This window comes from Streptomyces sp. NBC_00989 (assembly GCF_045162655.1).
Classification (GTDB): domain Bacteria; phylum Actinomycetota; class Actinomycetes; order Streptomycetales; family Streptomycetaceae; genus Streptomyces.
In genome coordinates this window covers 4,444,763-4,469,639 of sequence record NZ_CP108728.1, presented here as the reverse complement: position 1 = coordinate 4,469,639, position 24,877 = coordinate 4,444,763, and the positions used below count along the sequence as shown (strand labels likewise).

Annotated in this window: 19 protein-coding genes; 11 read left to right on the top strand and 8 right to left on the bottom strand. The window is 71.8% G+C overall.

The window, feature by feature from the left end:
- The first annotated feature begins 142 nt into the window (after window positions 1–142).
- Together OG714_RS19230 and OG714_RS19225 are read left to right on the top strand one after the other, a co-directional pair.
- Window positions 143–1,129 carry a glycoside hydrolase family 11 protein gene (locus OG714_RS19230; protein WP_406122549.1) on the top strand — a complete coding sequence of 329 codons (987 nt, stop codon included), beginning with the start codon at window positions 143–145 and terminating at the stop codon, window positions 1,127–1,129.
- A 37-nt stretch (window positions 1,130–1,166) separates the two neighbouring features.
- Window positions 1,167–2,162: a polysaccharide deacetylase family protein gene (locus OG714_RS19225; RefSeq protein WP_406122547.1), complete on the top strand. Its 996-nt coding sequence runs from the start codon at window positions 1,167–1,169 to the stop codon at window positions 2,160–2,162.
- Here the strand turns inward: OG714_RS19225 and OG714_RS19220 are convergent.
- From OG714_RS19220 to OG714_RS19210, 3 genes are all read right to left on the bottom strand, one after another.
- Window positions 2,155–2,787 carry a hypothetical protein gene (locus OG714_RS19220; RefSeq protein WP_406122545.1) on the bottom strand — a complete coding sequence of 211 codons (633 nt, stop codon included), beginning with the start codon at window positions 2,785–2,787 and terminating at the stop codon, window positions 2,155–2,157. The two genes, OG714_RS19225 and OG714_RS19220, sit on opposite strands and share 8 nt — an antisense overlap.
- 39 nt (window positions 2,788–2,826) lie before the next feature.
- Window positions 2,827–4,263 (bottom strand): NAD(P)/FAD-dependent oxidoreductase, encoded by a 1,437-nt coding sequence (locus OG714_RS19215; protein WP_406122543.1) that lies wholly within the window; start codon window positions 4,261–4,263, stop codon window positions 2,827–2,829.
- A gap of 123 nt (window positions 4,264–4,386) precedes the next feature.
- Window positions 4,387–4,803, bottom strand: a complete 417-nt coding sequence (locus tag OG714_RS19210) for an SsgA family sporulation/cell division regulator (RefSeq protein ID WP_406122541.1) — start codon at window positions 4,801–4,803, stop codon at window positions 4,387–4,389.
- 208 nt (window positions 4,804–5,011) lie between these two features.
- On the opposite strand from OG714_RS19210, the gene OG714_RS19205 reads away from it, so the two are divergent.
- Complete coding sequence (locus tag OG714_RS19205; RefSeq protein ID WP_406122539.1) at window positions 5,012–6,712, top strand: sigma-70 family RNA polymerase sigma factor; 1,701 nt, start codon at window positions 5,012–5,014, stop codon at window positions 6,710–6,712.
- Here the strand turns inward: OG714_RS19205 and OG714_RS19200 are convergent.
- Entirely contained in the window at window positions 6,674–8,266 is a 1,593-nt protein-coding gene (locus tag OG714_RS19200) for a hypothetical protein (protein ID WP_406122537.1), read from the bottom strand. The two genes, OG714_RS19205 and OG714_RS19200, sit on opposite strands and share 39 nt — an antisense overlap.
- A gap of 88 nt (window positions 8,267–8,354) precedes the next feature.
- Window positions 8,355–9,257, bottom strand: a complete 903-nt coding sequence (locus tag OG714_RS19195; RefSeq protein WP_406122535.1) for a LysR family transcriptional regulator — start codon at window positions 9,255–9,257, stop codon at window positions 8,355–8,357.
- Between the two features lie 102 nt (window positions 9,258–9,359).
- Between OG714_RS19195 and OG714_RS19190 the strand changes: the two genes are divergently transcribed.
- Both OG714_RS19190 and OG714_RS19185 read left to right on the top strand, forming a co-directional pair.
- Window positions 9,360–10,190: an oxidoreductase gene (locus OG714_RS19190; protein ID WP_406131873.1), complete on the top strand. Its 831-nt coding sequence runs from the start codon at window positions 9,360–9,362 to the stop codon at window positions 10,188–10,190.
- A gap of 111 nt (window positions 10,191–10,301) precedes the next feature.
- Window positions 10,302–12,548 carry a DEAD/DEAH box helicase gene (locus OG714_RS19185; protein WP_406122533.1) on the top strand — a complete coding sequence of 749 codons (2,247 nt, stop codon included), beginning with the start codon at window positions 10,302–10,304 and terminating at the stop codon, window positions 12,546–12,548.
- A gap of 25 nt (window positions 12,549–12,573) precedes the next feature.
- On the opposite strand, the gene OG714_RS19180 is transcribed toward OG714_RS19185, so the two are convergent.
- The 3 genes from OG714_RS19180 to OG714_RS19170 all read right to left on the bottom strand — a co-directional run bounded on the left by OG714_RS19180 (window position 12,574) and on the right by OG714_RS19170 (window position 17,884).
- Window positions 12,574–15,204, bottom strand: coding sequence for a glycosyl hydrolase family 65 protein (locus OG714_RS19180; protein ID WP_406122531.1), 2,631 nt, complete (start codon window positions 15,202–15,204; stop codon window positions 12,574–12,576).
- A 95-nt stretch (window positions 15,205–15,299) separates the two neighbouring features.
- Window positions 15,300–16,586 (bottom strand): serpin family protein, encoded by a 1,287-nt coding sequence (locus OG714_RS19175; RefSeq protein WP_406122529.1) that lies wholly within the window; start codon window positions 16,584–16,586, stop codon window positions 15,300–15,302.
- A gap of 107 nt (window positions 16,587–16,693) precedes the next feature.
- Window positions 16,694–17,884: a serpin family protein gene (locus tag OG714_RS19170; RefSeq protein ID WP_406122527.1), complete on the bottom strand. Its 1,191-nt coding sequence runs from the start codon at window positions 17,882–17,884 to the stop codon at window positions 16,694–16,696.
- A 114-nt stretch (window positions 17,885–17,998) separates the two neighbouring features.
- Between OG714_RS19170 and OG714_RS19165 the strand changes: the two genes are divergently transcribed.
- From OG714_RS19165 to OG714_RS19140, 6 genes are all read left to right on the top strand, one after another.
- Window positions 17,999–19,369: a DUF4190 domain-containing protein gene (locus tag OG714_RS19165; RefSeq protein WP_406122525.1), complete on the top strand. Its 1,371-nt coding sequence runs from the start codon at window positions 17,999–18,001 to the stop codon at window positions 19,367–19,369.
- A gap of 147 nt (window positions 19,370–19,516) precedes the next feature.
- Entirely contained in the window at window positions 19,517–20,269 is a 753-nt protein-coding gene (locus OG714_RS19160; protein WP_318018629.1) for a GntR family transcriptional regulator, read from the top strand.
- Between the two features lie 342 nt (window positions 20,270–20,611).
- Window positions 20,612–20,803, top strand: coding sequence for an SPOR domain-containing protein (locus tag OG714_RS19155; protein WP_033286475.1), 192 nt, complete (start codon window positions 20,612–20,614; stop codon window positions 20,801–20,803).
- A gap of 31 nt (window positions 20,804–20,834) precedes the next feature.
- Window positions 20,835–21,245, top strand: a complete 411-nt coding sequence (locus OG714_RS19150; RefSeq protein ID WP_406122523.1) for a (deoxy)nucleoside triphosphate pyrophosphohydrolase — start codon at window positions 20,835–20,837, stop codon at window positions 21,243–21,245.
- 229 nt (window positions 21,246–21,474) lie between these two features.
- Entirely contained in the window at window positions 21,475–21,882 is a 408-nt protein-coding gene (locus tag OG714_RS19145; protein WP_406131871.1) for an ATP-binding protein, read from the top strand.
- A 262-nt stretch (window positions 21,883–22,144) separates the two neighbouring features.
- Window positions 22,145–24,859 carry a SpoIIE family protein phosphatase gene (locus OG714_RS19140; RefSeq protein ID WP_406122521.1) on the top strand — a complete coding sequence of 905 codons (2,715 nt, stop codon included), beginning with the start codon at window positions 22,145–22,147 and terminating at the stop codon, window positions 24,857–24,859.
- Window positions 24,860–24,877 lie beyond the last annotated feature (18 nt).

Sequence of the window (24,877 nt, the reverse complement as noted above, 5' to 3'; positions counted from 1 at the left end):
TGGGGAATTCGGCATAGCGTCACGCGTCGGCGAGCGGCGAATATTTCGTAATCGAAACCGAAACTATTGACAGTTGACAGGGGCAGACCAACACTGACGCCGTCGTGACCGTGATGTGAGAGGACGAGGAGGAAGCACCCGCATGAGCAACGCACCCGCACTCGCACCCCCACCCCGACCCAACCCCTTCAGGCTGTTCGTCAGTGGCGTCTGCACCCTGCTGCTGGCACTCCTGGCCGCGATGACCCTGCCCGGCACCGCCAGTGCCGACACGGTCGTCACCACGAACCAGACCGGCACCAACAACGGCTACTACTACTCGTTCTGGACCGACACCCAGGGGTCGGTCTCCATGAACCTCGGCTCCGCCGGCAACTACAGCACCACGTGGAGCAACACCGGCAACTTCGTCGCGGGCAAGGGCTGGAGCACCGGCGGTCGCCGCAGCGTGACGTACTCGGGGACCTTCAACCCGTCCGGCAACGGCTATCTGTCGCTGTACGGCTGGACGTCGAACCCGCTCGTCGAGTACTACATCGTCGACAACTGGGGCACCTACCGGCCCACGGGCACGTACATGGGCACTGTCACCAGCGACGGCGGCACGTACGACATCTACAAGACCACGCGCTACAACGCCCCTTCGGTGGAGGGCACGAAGACCTTCGACCAGTACTGGAGCGTCCGGCAGACGAAGCGCACCGGCGGCACCATCACCACCGGCAACCACTTCGACGCCTGGGCCCGCGCCGGAATGCCCCTCGGCAGCTTCAGCTATTACATGATCCTCGCGACCGAGGGCTACCAGAGCAGCGGCAACTCCAACATCACGGTGGGCGGCACGAGTTCGGGGGGCGGCAGCAGCGGCTGCACGGCGACCCTGTCGGCCGGCCAGCAGTGGAGCGACCGCTACAACCTCAACGTGGCGGTCTCCGGCTCCAGCGACTGGACCGTGACGATGAACGTCCCGTCCCCCGCGAAGGTCCTCTCCACCTGGAACATCGCGGCCACGTACCCCAGTTCACAGGTGCTGACCGCCAAGCCCAACGGCAGCGGCAACAGTTGGGGCGCCACCATCCAGGCGAACGGCAACTGGACCTGGCCCACGGTCTCCTGCACGGCGAGCTGACCGCCCCTCAACTCCCAATGCTGGAGGACCACTTCACATGAAACCCGCACCGCACTTCTTCTCGTTACGTTCCCTGCGATCCCTGGTCGCCAGGCTGGCCGTCGTCGCCCTGGCCGCCGCGGGCACCCTCGCCGTCGGCGCGGCGGCTCCGGCGCAGGCCGCCACCTGCGGCGGGTACGTCGGGCTCACCTTCGACGACGGCCCGTCCGGCAACACCCCGACCCTGCTCAACGCCCTGAAGCAGAACGGTCTTCGGGCCACGATGTTCAACGAGGGCCAGTACGCGGCCGCCTACCCGGCACAGGTGAAGGCCCAGGTCGACGCCGGCATGTGGGTCGGCAACCACAGCTACACCCACCCGCACCTCACCCAGCAGACCCAGGCGACGATCGACTCGGAGATCTCCCGGACCCAGCAGGCCATCGCGGCCGCGGGCGGCGGCACCCCCAAGCTCTTCCGCCCGCCGTACGGCGAGACCAACGCGACCGTGAAGGCCGTGGAGGCCAAGTACGGTCTGACGGAGATCATCTGGGACGTCGACTCGCAGGACTGGAACGGCGCGAGCACCGACGCGATCGTCCAGGCGGCCGCCCGGCTCACCAACGGCCAGATCATCCTCATGCACGACTGGCCCGCCAACACGGTCGCGGCGATCCCCCGCATCGCCCAGGGCCTGGCCGCCCGCAACCTCTGCGCCGGAACGATCTCCCCGACGACGGGCCGCGCCGTGGCCCCCGACGGCGGCGGCAACGGCGGTGGGAACACCGGCAGTTGCACGGCGACCCTGTCGGCCGGCCAGCAGTGGAGCGACCGCTACAACCTCAACGTCACGGTGAGCGGCTCCAACACCTGGACCGTGACGATGAACGTCCCGTCCCCCGCGAAGATCCTCGCGACCTGGAACATCGCCGCCACGTACCCCAGTTCACAGGTACTGACCGCCAAACCCAACGGCTCTGGCAACAGTTGGGGCGCCACCATCCAGGCGAACGGCAACTGGACCTGGCCCACGGTCTCTTGCTCGGCTACTTGACCCCGGCCGGGTTGAGGGCCGCCGCGATCGCCGGGGTCACGGGGTGTCCGGCGAGGACGTGGCGGACGGCGTCGAGGGGGACGGGACGCTCGTAGTAGTCCTCGAAGTGGGCCTGGACGGCCTCGGGAGAGCGGTCGGTGAGGAGGTGGAAGAGGAAGTCGGAGCCGTCCGGGTCCTCACTGCCGACGGGGAAGCCGATGGCCGAGCCGGTGCGCCATGCGGTGTCGCCGGTCTCGCGCCACAGGCAGACGGTGATCCGAGGTGCGCCGACTCCCTCGTCGTAGAAGGCGGGTTCGTCCAGCAACGGGCGCAGTGCGGCGGGCACTTCGTCGATGACACCGGGCCAGACCTGCTCGTCGTCCGTCCCGTACGGGCTCATCGCCGACTCGTGGTCGAAGCCGCGGATGAGCATGCCGGCCGGGGTGAGGTGGACGGAGAAGTCGTCACCGGAGCCGTTGTTCATCAGGGCCACCTCCTCGCCCGGGCCCCAGTCGGCGTCGAAGGTGTACTGCGCGAACTGCGGATCGTCGCCGATCGTCACGTCGAGGAAGGCCAACGCCCGCAGGTGGGCGCGGAGTTCGGCGGGGTCGGGGAGGAGGGCGGCGGCCTCGTGCACGGTGCTCATGGCTTCATGGAAGCAGCCGCCACTGACAATCCCGGCGCGCTACCCGCCCATCCCGGGCAACAAGATCCCCGCCTCGGCCAGCAACTCCCGTTCCCCGGCCGTGAACGTCGGCCCGTCCAGCTGTGGTCGCAACGGTCCGATCAGCGCCGCCGCGAGGACACTCGGCCGGAGCAGGGCCGTGCCCGGGGACTGGAGGGTCAGGACCTCTGTCATCGCGGTGGCCACGTGGTACGAGCCCGTGGCGGTGTGGGACAAGCGGCTGACGTAGCGCTGCAACAGGCGGTCGGCCGGGCCCGCGTTCCTGCCCTTTGTCGTTCTGTAGTGGATGTCCTGGCTCACGGCGAGGCTCCAGGCGAGTTCGACGGGGGCCGCGATGGCCCGTTGTGCCTTGCGGGAGAGGCCGTTGGTGAGGCCGCGGGAGGAGAGCTGGGTGCGCAGGGCTACCGCGCCGAGGGCCGCCACCGACATGCCGTGGCCGTACACCGGGTTGAACGCGGCGACCGAGTCGCCCAGGGCGACCAGGCCCTCGGGCCAGGACTTCAGGCGTTCGTAGTAGTGGCGGCGGTTGACCGTGCTGTGGGTGAGGGCGACGTCGGTGAGGGGCTCGGCGTGGGACAGGAGGTCGGCGATGACCGGGTGGCGGAGCGTGCGGGCGTAGGGCTCGAACTCGGCTGCCTCGCGGGAGGGTTGGGCGCCGGGGGTGCCGATCAGGCTGACGTGCCAGCGGCCGTCCTCGATGGGGACGATGCCGCCCGTGCGGCCGGGTTCGCCGCGCCGGGGGTCGGCCTGGACGCTGATCACGGGCCAGTTGTGGGTGGGGACCGGGGCGCGGTAGATACGGCTGGCGTACGCGATGCCGGAGTCGATGCTGTCCTGGGCCGGGCCCGGGACGCCCAACTCGCCCAGCCACCGCGGAGTTCGGGACGCCCTTCCGGAGGCGTCGACGACCAGGTCCGCGGTCAGCTCGGTCTCGGTGCCGTCCGCCGCGCGCAGCCGTACGCCGGTGACGCGGCGTGAACTCCCCAGCAGGGCGGTGACTTTGGTGTGCGGGCGCACGCTGACGCGCGGGTCCTTCAGCACCTGCCTGCGGACGACGGAGTCCGTCAGGTCGCGGCTCGCGGTGATCAGGTAGTGGCTGTCCCGTTCCCAGCGCCGGTACCAGCCCTCGGGCGAGTGGATCAGCATGTTCGTCGTCATGGGGACCCGGTTGGCGCCCGCGGACGACAACTCCTTGACCGTGCCCGGCAACAGGTCCTCGATCGCGTTCGCGCCGCCCGACAACAGGACGTGGAAATGCGCGGCTTGGGGAACACCAGGGCGTGCTTCGGGCCCCTCGGGCAGCTCGTGCGCCTCGATGATCTCGACGGTGTCGACGTGGTCCCTGACGGCGGCGGCGGCGAGCATGCCGGCGAGGCTGCCTCCGACGACGACGGCACGGGTGGGCGTGCGGGGCGTCCTGTGCGGCGATTCGCTCATGGGGGCAGCTTTCTCCAGACGGGCACCGTTCGTGCGTGGCGGGGGGTACCGGCGAACCAGATCACATCAAGAGGCCTTGCAGAATATGCCAACCGCGATCGCACCGAAACGTGGCCGCGGGTGTCACGCGCCGTCGAGCAGCGAGGCGAGACCCCGGTCGAGGGACGGTTCCAGGGCCTCCCGGCCCGGCTCGGTCACCCGGTACGTGCGGCGCAGGAAGTGGTGCAGGGCGACCGTGTCGAAGCGGATCATCGCGATGCCCTCCGGCGAGTGGAACTCAACCGCCGTGTGGGCGGGGCCGTATGGCCGGATGTGCACGTTGCCCATCCCGGCGGGGGTGGCGAGACCCTCCTCCAGGAGTGCCCGCGCGAAGGTCCACGTCACCTTCTTGCCGTCGAGCGATATCCAGGCGGGGAAGAGGAGTTGGACGGCGAAGGGGTCGCCGGAGGAGTAGCGGAGGGTGGCCGTCACGGCCAACTCCTGGTCGTCGTCGGCCAGCAGGCGGGCGCTGGTGGGCTGTTCCAGGGTGACGTGGCGCATGGGCGGTCTCCGATTCGGGTGGGGCGGCGGCCGGTTGTGCCGACTCACCCTCCTTGAGCGCACGGAGGGGCGCTTGATTACGCCGTTACGGAAGTTGGTTGATGTGATCTGGGTCACCTTCCGTTGTTGCTGCAACTTTAGTTGAAAGTTTCGCCATCTAGGCTTACAAATCCTTCCCCGCCCCCCTGGCAACTGGAGCGTTGCTGCCATGAACGACGGTCCCGCCGCCGCGTACGCCCGGATCTACGAGGAGCAGCAGCCGCGCCTCGTCGCCTACGCCCGCTCGCTCACCCACAACACCTGGGTCGCCGAAGACCTCGTCGCCGAGGCGCACTTCAGGGTGTGGCGCAGGCTGTCCGCCGGCCATGAGATCGAGAACGTACCGGCGTACCTCATGACGACGGTGAAGCACCTCGCCACGGCCGCGGGGAGCGCCGCACGCGAGACACCGCACGATCCGCAGACCGACGAGCGGGCCGGCGCGGACCCTGTGCACGTCCAGGGCCACGGGAGCGACCCGGCCGAGCAGGTGTCCTCAACGGACCTGCTGGTACGGGTACTTGAGCAGTTGCCCGAGCGCTGGGTGAAGGCGCTGTGGCTGGCCGAGGCGGAGGGCCTGCCGCTGGCCGCGATCGGCCCCCAGCTCGGCACCAAGCAGGGCGCCACGGCCGTACTGCTGCACCGTGCGCGCGAGGGCATGCGGCAGGCGTTCCTGCGCGAGCAGACCGGCGCCCCGGACGATCCCGCGTGCCAGGTCCACTGGGCCCGTATGCCCGCGTACGTGCGCGGCGGCGCCACCGAGCGGCAGTCCGAACGCCTCCTCGGCCACGTCGACGCGTGCGACGACTGCCGCGCCCGCCTCGCGGCCCTGATGCGCGCCAACGACCGGCTGCCCGCGCTCGTCGCACCGGCCCTGCTCGTGTTCGTCCTCGGTGGCGCGGGCAAGTACCTGCTCGCCGCGTTCGGCGCGGGCTCCGCGGGCGCGGTCACGGCTGCCGGTGGTCATGGCGCCGGGTTCCTGCACGGCGTACGGCATGTGGCGGTCGGCGCGTCAAAGACGCAGATGGCGGCCGCTGTCGGTACGGCCGTGGCGGGCGCCGTCGCGGTCTGCGTCCTCCTCGGCGGCACCGACGCCACGGAGATCCCGGTCGCGAAGGGGCCGGTGGCCGAAGTCCCGGTGTCCCAGGCCCCGGTGGCATCCCAGCCGCGCACGGGGAAGCCCTCGAAGACGCCGGGCGACCGCAGGGGTTCTACGGCTCCTGCGGCGGACGGGTCCATAAATGACCTGTCTCCGGCCGTACTTGGCGGTACCGGGGGCGGGGGCGGGTCGAGCGTGGCGCCGGTGGGGAGTGGTGGGGGAACTCCGGTTCCTACAGCACCTGTTGAGCCGCCGCCGGTGACCACCGAGCCGGCTCCCGCCCCGCCGGTGACCACGGAACCGGAACCTGAGCCGACGCCCACACCGCCGGTGACCACGAAGCCGGCTCCCGAGCCGCCGACGGTCACGGAGCCCACGCCCTCCGACCCGACGCCCCCCGACCCGACGCCCACGGAGCCAACTCCCGCGCCGCCCAAGACCGATGACCCGAAGCCGGACCCCGAGCCGACGACCCCGGAGACCGGCTGCGAGGGCGACGGAACACCGAGCACTCCCGTGGAGGAGACCCCGGACCCCGTCACCACCCCGGATCCCGCCACCCCGGATCCCACGACTCCGTCCGAGCCGACGACTCCGTCCGAGCCCTCGACCCCGTCCCAGCCCTCGACGTCACCCACGCCCGAACCGTCCACCCCGGCCGGCGACCAGCCCTGTGCGGACGGGGTCGGAGCCGGCGGCCGGGACGGGGGCCGAGGCGGAGAGCAGGGCGGATCAGCCGATGGCGTAGGCGCGGTAGACGGTCTCCACTGACGTGCCGCCGGCGGAGTCGGTCACCTGGGAACGCAGGGCGACCGCGCCGGAGGCCGGGTTGTGCACGGAGGCCTTCCAGGACGTACCGGAGCGGGTGACGGAGACGGCCTTCCAGGTCTTGCCGCCGTCCGAAGACGCCCAGACCTTCAGGGACTTGACCGTCGACTTGGTGAACTTGACGTCGGGGCCCTGGGATCCGCGGCCCGCACCGACCGTGACCGAGGTGGTGCTGTTCGCCTTCGCCCGGTTGCGGCTGTCGAGGCCGGCGGGCAGGAAGCGGGTCATGAAGACGGGGGCGACCACCGACTTGGCTGGGTCGGCCTTGAACCGCCAGTCCAGGGTGACGCGCGACGACAGCATGCCGGACGGGAAGGTGATGCCCGGGCGGTAGCGGTGGGCGTCCACGGTCAGCCGGTAGGTGCCGGCCGAGTGGATACGGGCGGCGAAGTCGGCGTCGCCGTCACCCCAGTTGGTCAGGGTCTTCTTCTTGACGGTGGTGCTCCCCTTGGACAGGACCACCGTCTCCTTCGTCGGATCGGCTCCGCTCGTGCCCACGTCGGGGTCGCCGATCAGCGCGTCCGGGATGAAGTTCACGGACTTCTGCCAGACCGTCGGCAGGTAGTGCATGGGGCTCCACACGGCCCGCCCGAACGACTGGGTGAAGCTCTGCCCAGCCTTCAGCGTCCGCACCGCCGGGAAACCGCCGCCGACGTCGTCACCGTTGCTCGCGAAGATGTCGTCGCGCGGCTGCCAACTCCCCGGCGTCACATGGGCGGTGGCGCTGTACGGCGCGCTGCCGCCGTTGACGTTGGCGTACAGATCGGTCGTGCAGTTGTCGACCTTCGGGGCGGCCTGGAGCGCGACGTCGTGCTCGTTCGCCATCTGCGTCCCGCCGCGCACCGAGAAACGCATCGTCGCCAGCTTGGACCGCTTGAACGACCCGCCGGGCGCGGCCGGGATGCCGGTCGTGTTCTTGACCGCGACATAGCTGTCGTTGCCGGACCACTGCGCCATGTACCCGAACTGAAGCCGCTTGGAGGAGTTGGGGATGGCATAGAGCGACCCCGCGCGGTTCCCGCCGCTCACGGCGACGGCGGAGGGCATGTTGGCGTCGGCGGAGCACACCTGCGCGCCGATCGTGGCGGGCTCGGTGACATCGGCCGGGGTGTCGAGCGACACCTTCACCGCCTTGCCCTTGCGGGCGTCCAGCGTCGTGGACTTGGCCCCCGACACGGACACGACCTGCGCGCCGAGGGTGTCGGTGCCCAGACCGTCCGTGGTGCTCTCGTAGATGTCGGCCATCGCGAGATACGTGCCCGCCGGCAGGCTGAGCCGCTTGCCCGACTTGACGGTACGGGTCTCGCCGGACGACGCGTTGACGACGGTCACCGTCGTCGCCACCTTCGCACCGTGCCGCCCCAGCGTCGTGACGGTCAACGAGCCCGACGCCGCCTGCGCGGACGCTGCGGGAACGAGCAACGGCCCCGCGAGCGCGGCCACACCGACGAACGCGAGCGATGCGAGTGGTGTGCGTCTTGTCCGTCGTACGGACATGCTTCCCCCTGTGGACATGGTTCCCCTCGAACCCCGAACCCCGGCCCCCGAAAACGGCTCATCGTAACCGTGTCGCAGACGCGTTCGATCAGCGCCCCGCCCCCAGGCGACACGCCTCCGCGTACGCCCGGACCAGCGGCCGTCCGTCGTCCTCCCGCCGCCAGGCCAGGGCGTAACGGCTCGGCGAAATCCCGTGCACCGGGCGGGTGATGACACCGCCGAGGGTGATCAGATGGGCGTTGCCCGTGGCGACCAGGCAGACGCCGAGACCGGCGACCAGCGCCTCGTACGTCTCCTCCGTGCTCGCGATCTCGGCGCCGATGCGCGGTAGTCGGCCACCGCGTTCGTCCAGGGCGAGCCAGTGGTCGCGCAGGGGGCCCGCGTCGGGCGGCAGGGCGAGGAACGGTTCGTCGACGAGGTCCGCGAAGTCGACCGCCGCGCGGGCGGCCAGCGGGTGGGTGTCCGGGAGCGCGACCAGGCGGGGTTCCTCCGCTACGACCGTCCAGCCGTAGCGCTCCGCGTCGGGCAGCGGCAGCCAGACGAACGCCACGTCCGCGTCGCCGTCCGCGAGACCGGCCGTCGGGTCGTCCCAACTGACCTGCCGCAGGCGTACGTTCGCCTCCGGATGCGCGGCCGTGAAACGGGAGCGGATCGCGGGCAGCAGGCCGCCCCGGCCCGGGCTGGTGCTCATCCCGACCACCAGCGTGCTGCGCTCGGCCGCGCTCACCTCCGCCAGCGCGGACGCGCCCTCCGCCCAGACCGCCAACACCCGCTCGGCGTACGGCAGCAGAGCCGCACCGGCGGCGGTGAGCGCCACGCCCTGCCGGTCGCGCCGGAACAGTTCGGCGCCCAACTGCCGTTCCAACGCCCGGATCTGCTTGCTCAGGGCGGGCTGCGAGACGTACAGCCTCTCGGCCGCGCGGGTGAAGTGGAGCTCCTCGGCGACCGCGACGAAGTAGCGCAGGTCCCGCACATGGACGTCCGTCGGCATGGCCAACGGTTATCAGGGCGGGTCTTGGACGGGCAACCGGCTTTCCCCACAGGGTGGTTGGTGACAGAAGCACGTGAACTCACCGCGAGTCCTGGAGTCTTCATGAACAAGGTGTGGCTGGTCACCGGCGCGAGCAGCGGGTTCGGGCGGGCGATCGTCGAGGCGGCGCTCGCGGCCGGTGACGTGGTGGTGGGCGCGGCCCGGCGGACCGAGGGGCTGGACGATCTCGTCGCCGCCCGTCCCGACCAGATGGAGACGCTGCGCCTGGACGTCACCGACACGGGGGCCGCCGAGGCAGCCGTACGGGACGTGGTGGCGCGGCACGGACGGATCGACGTCCTCGTCAACAATGCGGGCCGTACGCATGTCGGGGCCTTCGAGGAGACCACCGAGCAGGAGTTGCGGGACCTGTTCGACCTGCATGTCTTCGGGCCGGCGGCCCTCACGCGCGCGGTGCTGCCGTTCATGCGGGAGCGGCGCTCCGGGGCGATCGTGCAGATGAGCAGCATGGGCGGGCAGATGTCCTTCGCGGGCTTCTCGGCGTACAGCGGAACGAAGTTCGCCCTGGAGGGACTCTCCGAGGGGCTCGCGGACGAGGTCGCCGAGTACGGCATCAAGGTGCTGATCGTGGAGCCGGGCGCTTTCCGGACCGCACTGTTCGACACGAGCCGGGCCGGGGTCAGCGCCGACAGCGGCCTGTACGCCAAGGTGAGCGCGACCCGCGGGGCCGTCGACAGCGGCGGCGGTGTCCAGCCCGGCGACCCCGCGAAGGCGGCGGCCCTCATCCTCGCCGCGCTGGACGCCGAGGTCACCCCGCTGCACCTGCCGTTGGGCGACGACGCGGTCGACGCCGTGCTCGGGCAGCTGGAGCAGGTGCGTGGTGACATCGCGGCGTGGGAGAAGCGGACCCGGGCCACGGGGTTCGACGCGTGAGGGAGGGCCGACGGCCGGCTGAGAACCCTCATCCGCCTGCTCCCGCTCCCGTTGTCAGTGGTGCGTGCCACGATGGGTGCACAGCGAGACGTATGGGGAGCGGGGGGTGACATGGAGGGCGAGTTTCCGCGGGCCGGACGGCGGGCCAGGGAGCTGTGTGCGCGGGGCACGCGGCTCTACGACGTGGCGCGCGCCCTGCGCGAGGACCACACCCGCGCCCTCGACGCCGTCCGCTCCGCGCTGGAGCCGCTGCGGACCGAACTCGTCGCGCAGGAGCTGGAGTCCATCCCCGTCGCCCGGCTGAAGGACGTCACCGAGGGGCGGCTGCGGCTGGGGGCCGTGGAGGCGGCGGGGCTGACCTCCGTGCGCGCGGTGCACGAGGCGAGCCGGTACGAACTGCGGCAGCTGCCCGGCGTAGGACAGCAGACCGCCGACCGGGCCCTCGCCGCGGCCCGGCAGATCGCGCGGGCCGTCGCGGAGACCGTCTCCGTCCGCATCGACGTCGACCACCCCGAGCCGCGCACCACGGCCCTGGTCATCGCGTTGCAGCGGCTCGTCGAGGCCGGACCCGAGCTGCGCCGCGCCCTGGACGCCGCTGCCCGGCTCGACGAGCGGCTCGGCGCGCTGCTGCCCGTGGCCCGGCCCGCCAGCAGCAGGCTGCTGATGGCACTCGCCGGACGCAAGCGGAGAGACGGCGCGCTCGCCGCGGTCGCCGAACTGCACGAGCTGGTCGCCGACACGGCCGCCAAGGACGTACGGCTGCTGATCGCGCAGGCCTCCACCGACCTGTTGCGCCCGCCGGTCTCCGACATCGAGGCGTGGGTCGACTTCGAGCTGCGGTCCGCCGAGTACTACAGCCAGCTCGCCGAGGTCGACGGGCAGCAGCCGGACCTCGCGGCGAGCGAGGGTTTCCTTCCGGCTGAGCTGGCCGAGCGCGTGCACGCGCAGCCACTGGACGACACCCATCGCCGGGTCTCGCTGCGCGGATACCAGTCGTTCGGGGCGCGGTTCGCCCTGGCTCAGCGCCGGGTCGTCCTCGGGGATGAGATGGGGCTCGGCAAGACGGTCCAGGCCATCGCCGCGCTGGCCCATCTCGCGGCCGAGGGGCAGAGCCACTTCCTGGTGGTCTGCCCGGCCAGCGTGCTGATCAACTGGACGCGCGAGATCGGCGCCCGCAGCACCCTGCGCGCGCTGCCCGTGCACGGGCCGGACCGGCTCGACGCCTTCGGGGAGTGGAGCGAGCGCGGCGGGGTCGCGATCACGACCTTCGACACGCTGCACACCTTGCCCGCGCCGGAAGTCGGGTCGTCGGCGGCCAACTCTCCGAGGAGCAAGTCTCCCAAGGGCAAGGTGAGGACCGAGAAGGACGAGGCGCCGACCGGCCCCACCCCGGGCATGCTCGTCGTGGACGAGGCCCACTACGTGAAGAACCCGGACACCCGCCGCACCAAGTCGGTCGCCCTGTGGACCGAGCGCTGCGACCGCGTCCTGTTCCTCACGGGCACGCCCATGGAGAACCACGTCGAGGAGTTCCGCACCCTCGTCCGCCACCTCCGCCCCGACCTGCTGCCGACCGTCCGCAACGGCACGGCGGCGGCCGGACCGCACGCCTTTCGCAAGTCCGTCGCCCCCGCCTATCTGCGCCGCAACCAGGAGGACGTGCTCACCGAACTGCCCGCCCTGGTCCAGGTCGACGAGTGGGTGGAGCTCGGCGTCGCCGACCGCGAGGCGTACGACCGCGCGGTCGGCGACGGCAACTTCATGGCGATGCGCCGGGCCGCCTACGCGGACACCGAGAAGTCCGCGAAGCTGCAACGACTTCGGGAACTGGTCGCCGAAGCCGCGGGCAACGGGGCGAAAGTGGTGATCTTCTCCTACTTCCGGGACGTGCTCGCCGCGGTGGAACAGGCCCTGGAGAAGGGGGTGTTCGGGCCCATCTCCGGAAGCGTCCCGGCCGCCCGCCGACAGCAACTCGTCGACGACTTCACCCAGGCCCCCGGCCACGCCGTCCTGCTCTCCCAGATCGAGGCGGGCGGGGTCGGCCTCAACCTCCAGGCCGCCTCCCTGGTCATCCTCTGCGAACCCCAGGTCAAGCCGACGGTGGAGCACCAGGCCGTGGCCCGCGTCCACCGCATGGGCCAGATACGCACGGTCCAGGTGCACCGCATGCTCGCCACCGACAGCGTGGACGACCGGCTCCTGACCATCCTCAAGAACAAGGACCGCCTCTTCGACCGGTTCGCCCGGCGCAGCGCCCTCGCGGACGCCACCCCGGACGCGATCGACATATCGGACGCCACGCTGGCCCGCCGCATCGTGGAGGAGGAACAGCGGAGACTGGCCACGGAGGCCAACTGACCGTGCCCTCAGGGGTGTTCGGCCGTCACGAGCGCACGTCGAGTTCGGCGAGAGCGGCGCCCACACCGCCCCGCACGGTGACGCGGACGTACCGGGCTGGCGTCCCGTCCGGGGCGTGCCACGCGTGCCCGTCCGCCGAGACCTCCACCGTGTGCGACCCCGGCTGTTTCGTCCACGTGGGGCGGACGGTCCCGACGCGCACCGGCCACCCCAGGTCGACGGTGAGGGCGGCACGGTCGGTGGCCGGTGACCAGGCGGTCGCGGGGCTGCCGTCCACGGCCGCCTCCGGGTAGAGGCCGGACTCCGAGGAGGTCGCCGTCGCCGGGCGGCAGCGGGCCAGGTCGGTGGTGGGGGCGAGGTCCGGGCGCCGGGTCCTGAGGGTGACCGTGCCGGAGAGGGTGCGGCGCCCCTCGGGGGTGTCCAGCGAGAAGGGCGCGCCCGTCCGCAGCCGTACGGTCGTCGTCTCCGGCCCGATGGCGATGTCGTACGTACGACCGCGCCAGCGGAGCCCCGACAGGCGTACGCCGGCGGAGAGTTGGGGCGGGAGGGTCGGGTCGAGGTGGAGGGCGTCGGGGCGCAGGCGCAGGCCGGTGAGGCCGTGGGTGAAGACCTGGAGGAAGCCACCCTTGCCGGTGAGGAAGTCCTGCGCGGGGGAGCCCGCGAGAGGGTCGGACGCGCCCGCCTTGTCGCCGCGCGACTCGGAGAAGAGGGCGAACGGGCCGCGCGCGAAGGGCTGGTAGGCCCGCCGCAGGAAGGTGTACGCGGCACAGCCCGGCTCGCCGATCGCCGCCGCGTCGATCGCGTGGACGGCGTCGGTCATGGCGGGGCCGTCCGGGTCGGTGCGCTGGGCGTAGTAGTCGAGGGTGGCGGCCGCGGCACCGGCCGGCATGGGCCACTCCAGCGGGTAGATCAGCAGCACGGTGTCGGCCTGCTTGATCCGGGAGCCGCCGTAGCCGTCGTACTGGAGGAAGATCTTGCGCTTCGGGTCGTAGGGGATGCGCAGACGGTTCGCGACGGTGAGCCAGTCGGCGGGGGCGTCGGTGCCCAGGGCGTGGGCCGCGTCGGTCGCGGCGCGCAGCGCGGTGGAAGCGACGGCGTTGGTGTACACGCCGTCGTCGACGCCATTGCTGTACTCGTCGGGCCCGGCGACCTCCTTGACGGAGTACGAGCCGTCGGAGTTCTTCGTGGCCCTCGAAGTCCAGTACTGGGCAAGGCCGCTGAGGAGGGGCCAGCCGCGGGTGCGGAGCCAGGTTCGGTCGCCGGTGGCGAGGTAGTACTGCCAGGCGGCGAGGGCGATGTCGCCCTGGAGGTGGTTCTGGGTGACGCAGTGCGGCGGCTGCCAGCTCTGGCACTCGTTCCACAGCCGGCCGTGACTCGCGCTCGTCCACGGGAAGAACAGGCCCTTCACCGAGGTCTTCGCGGCGTTCTCGGCGGCGGCCGTGCGCGTGCGGTAGCGGTATTCGAGGACCGGGCGGGCGAGGTCGGGACGGGTCGCGAGCAGCGAGGGGAACATCCAGGTCTCGGCGTCCCAGAAGACCATGCCGGCGTAGTTGTCGCTGGTCAGACCGGCGGGCGCGATGCTGTCACGGGCACCCGGGCGCAGCGCGGACAGCAGCCCGTACTGGGCGGAACGGGCCCACAGTTGGAGGTCCGGATGCCCCGGAACCTCGATGTCGGACGACCACAGCGCCCGCCACGCGGCGGTGTGTGAGGCGAGCAGCGCATCCCACCCGCGCCGCGCGGCCCGCCCGGCGGCGTCCTGGGCGGCGGAACGGGGATCGTGGGAGGTGAGGCTGGTGTCGACGCCGACGTACTTGGTGGCGGTGTAGGTACGCCCGGAGCGGACGGGGAGGACGGCCGACTGGCTGGCGCTCAACTCGCCCTGATTACCGGGCTGTTGGGCACGCCGCCCGGGCGCGTCCAACACAGACGCGACGGCACCGTCGACATTCGTCCCGTCCGTGCGGAACGCCACGCCGATGGTGCGGTCGCCGACCCGGCCGCCGTCGGTCCGCGTGATACGGCGGGCGCCGCGGCCGTCGAGGCGGTCGGTGAGGGTGAGTTCGCCGTCCCAGTGCGGGGTCACGCGCAGGTGTACGGCGCCGGTGTGCGGGGTGTCGCGGGCGGCGAGGACGTCGTAGGCGAGGTCGGTGCGGCGGCCGTCCGTGGTGGTCCACGTGAAGGACGTACGGACGTACCCGCAACGGAGGTTGAGGGTCTGGCGGTAGTGGCTGACCCGGCCGCCGCTCCCACCGCCGAACGTCTCGGCGCCCGCCGTGACGTCGAGCCCGGTCCAGTTCGGGAGCGCGGCGAGGGCCTCGCGGCCGGCCGTGTTCGCGGGGCCGCGGGCGTAGAGGCCGGAGACGAACGCGCCGTCGTAGCGCGGGGTGTACAGCGGCCAGCCGGTCTTCTCACCGGACGCGGCGTAGCCCGCGCCGGCGGGCGGGACGCGGGTGCCGAGATAGCCGTTGCCGACGTACGGGTGGTACGTGTCGCTCGGGTCGATCCGGGTGGCGGAGGGGGCCCAGCCGCGCACGTCGCAGTCGTCGCGGGAGTGGGGGTGGGGGAGGGACGCGGCGGACGCCGGGGGAAGGGGCAGGGGGAGGAGCAGGGCGGCGGCGAGGAGCGGGAGCAGCAGGCGGGTCGGTTTGGGCACCGTTCGACGATGGGGTGCGCCGCGGGGCGTGGGTGGGTGGCGCGCGGGGGATTACCACGTACGGAGCGCACCCGGCCCCGAGTCCTCCCTACCTCCTAGCCCCCGTACGGCGTCGGATCCGTGACCCAGCCCGCCGTCAGGATCAGGCGGGACTCCCGGTGTACCGCCAGGAAGCCGAACGGGCGGTCGAAGCGGGCCGTGACGACGGTGGTCGTGTGGCGGAGCTGGGGCCGGGCACCGCCGTAGACGGGCGCGACCGCGGTCACCGAGGCGGCGCGGAAGCCGAGCGCGCCGAACTGGGCCGTCGTGGACTGTTCGGCCTGCCCGATGGCCAGCGCGGCGGGGCTGATGCCGGGGAAGTGGCCGTCGGCGGTGTCCATCGCCGTCGTGAGCCCGAACAGGCCGTGCAGGTCCAGGAGATCGTGCCGCGCCCGCATGTCGTACGCCACCGTCGTCACGGACAGCTGCGGCGGCTGCGGTGCGGCGCAGGGCTGTTGCTCGACGCGCAGGCCCGGTCCCACGTCTCCGTACGGGAGTTGGCCGCTCGGCACCACGGGAAGCCGGCGGGCCAGCACGTCGACTCCCGTGCCCAGCACCTGCCCTGGGGTCATGCGCTGTTCGCCGAGCAGCAGGTGGACGTCGATCCCGTTGTCGCCGGGGACTTTCAGCTCGGTGACGTATCCGTGCGGGCCGCTCGCCACACCCACCCGGTCCAGGCGGACACCGGTGCGGTGCAGGCCGGTCAACTGCCGTCCCTGCCAGGGCCCGGCGTCCGGGCTGAGCCTCAACTCGCCGAAGGGGCGCGGCCATTCGGTGCGGAGCGCGAGCGCGCTCGCCAGGACCATCAGCACGCCCTCGTCCAATGCGACCGGCATCCGCTCGATCAGCCCGCCCGTCCGCTCGGCCGCCCACGCGTCCAACGCCCGCTGCGAGGCCGGGAGATCCTCGGTGAGCACGCCGTGCGTGTCCGCCGACAGCCCGGCCCGCCACTCCTCCCGTACGGTCAGTTCGCGCCGGGTCCACAGTCCGAGCGCGGAGTTCAGACCGGGCATCGACGCCATCGCGGCCAGCAACTCCCGTGCGGCGCGCGCCGCTTGGTCGGCCGGCATGCCCACCGCGTCCGCCAGTTCCGCCCGCGCGGCACCCCACGCCCCGTCGGCGAGGAACGCCAGCAGCGGCCACACCCCGGCCGCCGAGAACACCGTGCCCCCGGTCGCCGCGTCAGCCCAGCGCGCCGTCAGCCGGTTGACCGCGTCGACGGTGCGCTCGACGGTGGTGCCGCCGACTGCCGTGTCGCTCGGCGCCGTTCCGCCCACTGCCGTGCCCCCGACCGCCGAGCCCTGAACCTCCGCGCCTCCAACCCCCGCGCCGTGCACCGTCATCCCCCCGACCGCTCCCAATTCCGCCCCCATGAGTCCCGTAGCGCAAGATCGTCCGATCACAAGATCGCGCACGGGAAGGCTATCGTCGGCCGCCCGGCACCCGATGATCAGCCCCAGTCCTGCTCGGGGAACGGCTCCGGTTCAGTCACCCAGCCCGCCGCCAGCACCAACCGTGTGTGGCGGTGCAGGGCGAGGAAGGCGAAGGGGCGGTCGAAGCGGGCGGTGATGGTGGTGGTCACGTAACGGAGGTCGGGCGGGGCACCGCCGGGCATGGCGGCGATGGCCGTCACCGCCGCCGCGCGGAAGCCGAGCGCGCCGAACCTCGCCGTCGTCGACTGTTCCGCCGATCCGATCGCCAGCGGGAACCCGCTGATCCCGGGAAAGTGCCCCACCGCGGCGTCCCGCGCCGCCGTGAGGCCGAACAGGCGGTGCAGGCGCAGGAGATCATGGTGCGCACTCATGTCGTACGCCGCCGTCGTCACGTCGAGCGAGGGTGGCTGTGGGCTCGTGCAGCGTTCCTTCGCCACGCTCAGGCCCGGGCCCGGGTCGCCGTAGGGGAGCCGGTCTCCGGGTACTACGGGATGACGGCCGTCCAGGATGCCCACGCCCGCGCCGAGCACCTGCCCTGACGTCATCCCCTCCTCCCCGAGCAGGAGGTGGACGTCGATGGCCGTACTGCCCAGCACCTTCAGCTGGGTGACATGGCCGTCCGGTGTGTCCGCCACGCCGATCCGGTCCAGGAGGGCCGTGCTGCGGAACAGGCCGAGCGGGACCCGGTCGCTCCAGTACAGGCTCTCCATCGGCACCTCGACGAACGGCCGCAGCCACTCCGTGCGCAGGGCCAGCGCGCTCGCCAGCACCAGTTCGGTGTCGTCCGTCAGCGCCACCGGCATCCGCTCGATCAGCCCGCCGGTCCGTTTCGAGGCCCACGCGTCCAGGGCCGCGCGGTCCGCCCCGAGGTCCCCCGTGAGCACCCCGTGCGCCTCGGCCGGCAGCCCCGCCGCCCACGCCTCCCGCAGCTCCAGCGTCCGCTTCGTCCACAGCCCGAGCGCCGAGTCCACGCCCCGCATCGCCGCCAGCCCGCCCAGCAACTCCCGTGCCGCGGCGGCCGATTGATCCGCCGGCAGCCCCACCGCGTCCGCCAGCTCCGCCCGCGCCGCACCCCCGGCACCGTCCGCCAGCAGGGCCAGCAACGGCCACACCCCCGCCGCCGAGAACACCGTGCCCCCGTCGACCGCCCCCGCCCACCGCGCCGTAAGCGCGTTCACCGCCCCTATGGCTGCTCGCGCAACCCGCATTCCGCCCCCCCTCACCTCGCGCTTACCATGCGCCAAGTCGTACGTCAGTTCCGTATCTGAAGATCTCCAGCTCTCCCTCCGGAGATCCCCGCCTGAACCAGGAGCACGGTACCCGTGTCCATACCTCCGCCCCCGGAGCCCCAAGGTCCGCCCGCCCAGGGCCCCGAGAGCCCCCAGGACCAGCCCCCGGCCCCGGGCCCGCCTCCCTCCCCGCAGGCATCCACCCCGTACAACCCGTACGCCCCGCCGTCACAGGACCCGTACGCCCCGCCCGCGCAGGACCCGCACACCCCCTACGGCGCCCAGCCCCAACCCCCGTACGGGACACCGCCGCAGACCCCCTACGCCCCGTACCCCCAGGGCCCGCAGACCCCTCCGGGTCCCTTTGGCCCGCAGCCCTACCAGACCTGGTCCCAGGGCTACACCCCGTACAACACCCCCGCGCCCCTCAACGGCATGTCCGTCGCCGCCCTCGTGCTCGGCGTCCTGTGCTGCGTCCCGGGGGTCGGATTCGTCCTCGGGCTGGTCGCGTTGAACCAGATCAAGAAGCGGGGCGAGCGCGGCCGGAGCATGGCGGCGGCCGGCATGGTGCTGTCGGCGTTCGGGCTGATCGTGTGGGTGCTCGGGGCGACCGGCGTGGCGAGCGACGTCTGGGACGGCGTGAAGGACAGCGCGCGGACCAACTCGAGCACCTCTCCCGTCAAGGGCGAGTGCTTCGACGCGCCCAGCGGTTCGCTGGAGGGCATGACGTACGACTTCGACGTGGTGTCCTGCGACGGCGAGCACGACGGCGAGGTGTTCGCCGTCGTGCGGATGGACAGCGGCTCGTACCCCGGGGACAAGAAGGTCACCGCCACCGCCGACGACAAGTGCTACGCGCTCCAGGACGCCTACGCCATGGACGGCTGGGCCGTACCCGACGACGTGGACATCTACTACGTCACCCCGACCTCGCGGAGCTGGAGCCTGGGCGACCGCGAGATCACCTGCGTGTTCGGCAACACGGACGAGGAGGCGAGCCTGCCCGGCGGTTCGCTGCGCAACGACGCCACGACCCTCGACTCCGACCAGGTCGCGTATCTGAAGGCGGCCCACGTCCTCAACTCGGCGCTGGACTCGGCGCCCGACGCCCAGTACGTCGAGGACGACCTGCCGGGACACAAGGCCTGGGCGGGCCGGGTCTCGACCGCGCTGACCCAGCAGGCCGACCCGCTCGAAAGCCATGAGTGGCCCGGCGCCTCCGAGAAGCCGGTCGCGGCCCTGGTCAAGGATCTGCGGGCGGCACAGAAGGAGTGGGCGGAGGCGGCCAAGTCCTCGGACGCGGACGAGTTCTACGGGCACTACGACAAGGGCGCCGACCTGATCGATCCCCAGAAGTCGGTCACCGCCCGCAAGGCTCTGGGGCTCGCCACGACCCCTCCGTCGTACGACGAGAACGACGGTGGCGGGGACGGCGGGGGAGACGCCGGCGGCATGGAGGTGTGACGGCTCCTATAGCGGGGAGAAAGTGCCTGGGTAAAGCCCACACCGGGGATAAGTCATCACATCGAGTGATTCTCTGGCCTTTGCTTGCATGGCACAACCCACGGTTGCCAGGCTGTCGCTGTCTGTACAACCTGATGGGAGTGGCCAGTGACATTCGGTGAGCAGCCGGCGTATCTGCGCGTCGCGGGTGATCTCCGCAAGAAGATCGTCGACGGCCAGCTGCCCCCGCACACCCGGCTCCCCTCGCAGGCCAGGATCCGCGAGGAGTACGGGGTGTCCGACACGGTCGCCCTGGAGGCGCGCAAGGTGCTGATGGCCGAGGGGCTGGTCGAGGGCCGCTCCGGGTCGGGGACGTACGTACGCGAGCGTCCCGTGCCGCGGCGCGTCTCCCGCTCCGGGTTCCGGCCGCCCGCCGGTGCGACCCCGTTCCGGCAGGAGCAGGCCGAGGGGGAGGCGCGCGGCACCTGGGAGTCCAGCAGCGAGCAGGCCGAGGCCGGCGTCGCCATCGCCGAGCGGCTCGCGCTCCAGCCCGGCGAGCGCGTGATGTGCACGAAGTACGTGTTCCGGGACGCCGGTGAGACGATGATGCTCTCCACGTCCTGGGAGCCCCTCGCGGTGACCGGCCGTACGCCCGTGATGCTGCCCGAGGAGGGGCCGCTCGGCGGCATGGGGGTCGTCGAGCGGATGCGCGCGATCGACGTCGTCGTGGACAACGTCACCGAGGAGGTCGGCGCCCGGCCGGGTCTCGCCGAGGAGTTGCTCGCCCTGGGGGGAGTCCCCGGGCATGTGGTCCTGGTCATCCAGCGCACGTACTACGCCTCGGGGCGCCCGGTGGAGACGGCCGATGTCGTGGTCCCGGCCGACCGCTACCGGATCGCTTACCACTTGCCGGTCAAGTAGCGCACCGAGTAGTGCGCCCAGTGTGAAGTAGTCCACCCCTTAAGGCATTTGTCGCCGGAACCCGTCAATCCGCCCTGCCCTGCGCGCCGTTGGATTCCGGTCTTTCTCGCAGGTCGTTCACGGCGCCTGTAGCGTGCCTCTCACCGGATGCATCGAGGTGCGCCAGCGGCGCGTTCGCCATCGTGCGCCCCCTCCGTCCTGGCTGGTTGCGTACCTCTTTGTGAAAAGCCGTATTCGCTGCGTGAAGGTTAGGCGTAGGCTCCGGCATATGCGGATTGCGGTTTCCTTATGGGGTGGGGCACGGCACGAACCGCGAGCAGGAGGCGGAGGGGCGCGATGGCGATGAACGACGGCACGATCACTCTTCCCTGGCTCGTGATACGGCAGGACGACAACGGCAATCGCTACCGCGTGGGGCGGTACGCGACCCGCGCCGAGGCCCAGAAGATCGCGGACAGCCTCGACGACCGCGGGCACAAGCAGCTGTACTGGGTCGAGCGGATCGGGCAGAGCGAGGACGCCACCCGCAACTGACCGCGCCCCCACGCCCCGTAGGCTCCGGCGCATGACGACACGGATCGTGGTGGTCGGGGCCGCCCTGTTCGACGGCGGCCGACTGCTCGCCGCCCGCCGCAGCGCACCTCCCGAACTGGCCGGGCGCTGGGAACTCCCCGGCGGCAAGGTCGAGCCCGGCGAGCGCCCCGACACCGCGCTGGTGCGCGAGTTGCGCGAGGAACTCGGCGTCGACGCCGAGACCGTAGAGCGCGTCCCGGGCCAGTGGCCGCTGAAGCCGCCGTACGTCCTCCAGGTCTGGACGGCCCGGCTGCTCCCCGGCTCGGCGGCGCCCGAGCCCCTGGAGGACCACGACGAACTGCGCTGGCTCGCCCCCGCCGACATCTGGACCGTCGACTGGCTGGACCAGGACGTGCCGGCCGTACGGGAGACGCTCGCGCTTGTCGACGCGGGAGCCCGCTGAAGTCGCCGTCCTCGTCCGCCTTGTCGCCGGGCGCGCTGAACCCGCCGCCGTGCACCGTGCCGCCGGGCGCGCGGGCGTCGCCGTAGCCCGAGATGGTGGAGCGCGCCGGGATCGGCGTACGCCGTTCGTGCCACAGTGCGCCCTTGGGGACGGTACCGGGCCCTGAATATCGGGTATGTGCCCATTAACCCCATGAAATCGGACATGGGTGAGCTGGCTGGCCCGGGATGTGATCGGCTTGATCGACACCGAAGGCGACTGCGCCGAGTGGACCTTTCCCGCGGACCCCGGAGCCGTCCGCACCGCGCGCTCCGCCGTCCGCGGTCAGTTGCGCGACTGGGATCTCGACGCCCTCGCCGACATCGCGGCGCTGTTGGTCAGCGAGCTGGTGACCAACGCGCTGCGGCACGCCACCGGGCCCATCGGCGTCCGGCTGGTGCGGCCCGTCGGCCCGGCCGGCGTGCTGCTGGTCGAGGTCTCCGACCCGCTGCCCGATCCTCCCCGCGAGCGCGTCGCCCGCCCCGAGGACGAGAGCGGCCGGGGTCTCCAACTGGTCGCCGGCGCCTGCGTCCGCTGGGGCACCCGGCCCGGGGAGACGGGCAAGACGGTGTGGTTCGAACTGGCCGTACCGGGGTGAGCCGAGGGCGAACACAGCTGTACGAACCGGACAGCCGTGTCCATCGACTGGTTCAGGCCTGTGACGGTTGTCGTCAGGCGTGGTTCGACTGCGTGTCCGCTGGTTAGAAGACTGGGAGTGTTGTCGCAGGCAGGTCCGAAATGCATCGGGATTGTCCTGTGATCGTGAACACCGTGTTGTGCGGCGCCGTAGTGCTGGATACTGCGGGCAGCCGCCCCCGGTGACCGGTGCCGGACGCGGTGAGCTGGAGGGGACGGTTCGCGTGAGCGAGATACCAGCGAAGGCCACGGAGTCCGAGGACCCGTCGGACCGCGCGAGGGCTGAGGCCGCGGGTCTCATCGACGTGCCCGGCGACGACGGCGTGTCCGCCGCGGACGTCATGGCCGGCATGTCCGGCGGTGACGCGATGACCGTCGGCGACGCCATGTGGCAGAGCAGCCCACCCGGCTCGATCTACGACTACATCAAGGTCGCCTCCTTCTCCATAGGCCCCGACGGGCTCGTCGACCAGTGGAGCCTGCGGGCCGAGCAGCTGTTCGGCATCCCCACGGAGCGCGCGGTGGGCATGGATCCCATCGAGGCGTTCGTCGACCCCGAACTGCACGAGCGCGGCCAGCGGAAGATGGCCGAGATCCTGGACGGCCGGGAGTGGACCGGAGTGGTCCCCTTCAAGGTGCCGGAGACCGCCGAGGGTGAGCCGGGCAAGGAAGGTCTCGCCGAGGTCTATGTGATGCCGACCCGGACCGAGGAGGGCGAGCGGGCCGCCGTCTGCATCGTCGTCGACGTCCGCATCCTGCGTCGGATCGAGACCGATCTCGCCGCTTCGCAGTCGATATTCGGTCAATCTCCGTTCGGTTTCCTGCTGATCGACCCCGACCTGCGGGTCCGGCGGGCCAACCAGCAGATCGCCAACACCTTCGGCGGCACCCCGGACGACCACCGCGGCCGGGGCGTCCACGACTATCTGCAGAGCCCCGAGGCCGAGCGGGTCAGCGCGACCCTGCGCCGCGTCCTGGAGACCGGCAACTCCATCACGGACATGCAGGTCACCGGCCTCGTGCCGGGTTCCGAAGAGCGCCGCCACTGGTCCATCAACCTCTACCGCGTGCACAGCGGCAGCGGCCGCCCCATCGGCATCGCCTGGCTCGGCACCGATGTCACCGACCGTCGCGCCGCCGCCCGTGAGGCCGCGTCCGCGCGGCGCAATCTCGCCCTTCTGAACGAGGCCGGCGCCCGCATCGGGAACTCCCTCGACCTGGAGACCACGGCCCGCGAACTCCTCGACGTCGTCGTCCCCGGCTTCTGCGACCTCGCGACCGTCGACCTCTACCAGGGCCTCCTGGCCGGCGACGAGACCCCGCCGGGCCGCGCCGACGGCAGCGCGGAACTCCGTCGGGTGGCCTTCGCCAGCGCGGTCTCCGACGCCCCCTTCGTAGGCGGCGGCGCACCTGTCGCGGTGGGCGCGGTCCACCACTACCCCTTCAACTCGCCTTGCGCGGACGCCTTGCGCACCGCGCGCCCGCAGTCCGTCGCCGCCGAGGAGGGCGGCCCGGTCCAGTCCACGCTGGTCGTTCCGATGGTCGCCCACGACACGGTCGTGGGACTCGCGCAGTTCGCCCGTACGAAGGGCAGCGAGCCGTTCGGGGACCGGGACCGGGATCTCGCGGTGGAGCTGGCGGCGCGGGCCGCCGTCTGTATCGACAACGCGCGGCTGTACCGGCGCGAGCACGAACGGGCGTTGATACTGCAGCGGTCCCTCCTCCCGCCCGGCGACCCGGAGGCCTCCGGCCTCGACATCGCCTGCCGCTACCTTCCCGGGAACGCGGCGACGGAGGTCGGCGGCGACTGGTTCGACGTCATCGAACTCCCCGGCCACCGCACGGCGTTGGTGGTGGGGGACGTGATGGGCCGAGGTCTACGCGCGGCGGTGGCGATGGGCGAACTCCGCACGGCGGTCCGCACGTTGGCCCTCCTGGACCTCGAACCGGCCGAAGTCCTCTCGGCGTTGGACGAGATCGCCCGCGGCCTCGGCACACCCGGCGGAGTCCAGCAGGCCACCCGGGCGGCCCGCCGCCCCCGCGAGGCCGACCTCGCCGAGGTGTACCTCGCGACCTGTATCTACGCGGTCTACGACTCGGTGACCAGGCGCTGCACCTTCGCCAACGCGGGCCACCTACCACCGGTCCTGGTGGAACCGGGCGAGGCCGCCCTGATGCTCGACGTCCCGCCCGGCATGCCCCTGGGGGTCGGCGGCGAACCCTTCGAGGAGGTCGAGGTCGAACTCCCCGAAGGCGCACTGCTGGCGCTCTACACGGACGGACTGGTCGAATCCCGCGACCATCCGCTGGACGAGGGCCTCCAGGCGTTCGTAGGCGCCCTCACCGACCCGGCGACCCGTGGTTCCTCCGACGGCAACCCGTCCACCGCGGCGGCACTGAACGCCGAGACCCACCGCGACCTGGAGGACGTCTGCGACCACGTCCTCAGCACCCTCGACACCCACCACGGCGAGGACGACATCGCGCTCCTCATGGCCCGCGTCCAGGGCCTGCCGGCCGACTCGGTCGGCGACTGGACCCTGCCGCGCGAACCACGCAGCGTGGGCCGCGCCCGCGAGTACGCCCGCGCCCAGTTGAAGTCCTGGGACCTCGAACCCCTCGTCGACACCACCGAGTTGCTCGTCAGCGAGCTGGTGACGAACGCGCTGCGGTACGGCGAGGGCGAGATCAGGCTGCGCCTGCTGCTGGACCGCACCCTGGTGTGCGAGGTCTGGGACGCGGGCCTCGTCCAACCGCGCCGCCGCCGCGCCCGCGACACGGACGAGGGCGGCCGGGGCCTCCAGCTGGTCGGCCTGTTGTCGGCGGCCTGGGGCTCGCGCCGGACGCCACGCGGAAAGACGGTGTGGTTCGAACTGCCGTTGCCGGACGGGGAGAACGGGATGGTGGATCCGGCGGAGGCGTTGTTGAGTCTGTTCTGACGCCTCGGACAGCTCTGA

Coding starts and splice junctions, on each gene's coding strand:
- OG714_RS19230 (WP_406122549.1), top strand. CDS start 143: ATGAGCAACGCACCCGCACTCGCACCCCCACCCCGACCCAACCCCTTC.
- OG714_RS19225 (WP_406122547.1), top strand. CDS start 1,167: ATGAAACCCGCACCGCACTTCTTCTCGTTACGTTCCCTGCGATCCCTG.
- OG714_RS19220 (WP_406122545.1), bottom strand. CDS start 2,787: ATGAGCACCGTGCACGAGGCCGCCGCCCTCCTCCCCGACCCCGCCGAA.
- OG714_RS19215 (WP_406122543.1), bottom strand. CDS start 4,263: ATGAGCGAATCGCCGCACAGGACGCCCCGCACGCCCACCCGTGCCGTC.
- OG714_RS19210 (WP_406122541.1), bottom strand. CDS start 4,803: ATGCGCCACGTCACCCTGGAACAGCCCACCAGCGCCCGCCTGCTGGCC.
- OG714_RS19205 (WP_406122539.1), top strand. CDS start 5,012: ATGAACGACGGTCCCGCCGCCGCGTACGCCCGGATCTACGAGGAGCAG.
- OG714_RS19200 (WP_406122537.1), bottom strand. CDS start 8,266: ATGTCCGTACGACGGACAAGACGCACACCACTCGCATCGCTCGCGTTC.
- OG714_RS19195 (WP_406122535.1), bottom strand. CDS start 9,257: ATGCCGACGGACGTCCATGTGCGGGACCTGCGCTACTTCGTCGCGGTC.
- OG714_RS19190 (WP_406131873.1), top strand. CDS start 9,360: ATGAACAAGGTGTGGCTGGTCACCGGCGCGAGCAGCGGGTTCGGGCGG.
- OG714_RS19185 (WP_406122533.1), top strand. CDS start 10,302: ATGGAGGGCGAGTTTCCGCGGGCCGGACGGCGGGCCAGGGAGCTGTGT.
- OG714_RS19175 (WP_406122529.1), bottom strand. CDS start 16,586: ATGACGGTGCACGGCGCGGGGGTTGGAGGCGCGGAGGTTCAGGGCTCG.
- OG714_RS19170 (WP_406122527.1), bottom strand. CDS start 17,884: ATGCGGGTTGCGCGAGCAGCCATAGGGGCGGTGAACGCGCTTACGGCG.
- OG714_RS19155 (WP_033286475.1), top strand. CDS start 20,612: ATGAACGACGGCACGATCACTCTTCCCTGGCTCGTGATACGGCAGGAC.
- OG714_RS19150 (WP_406122523.1), top strand. CDS start 20,835: ATGACGACACGGATCGTGGTGGTCGGGGCCGCCCTGTTCGACGGCGGC.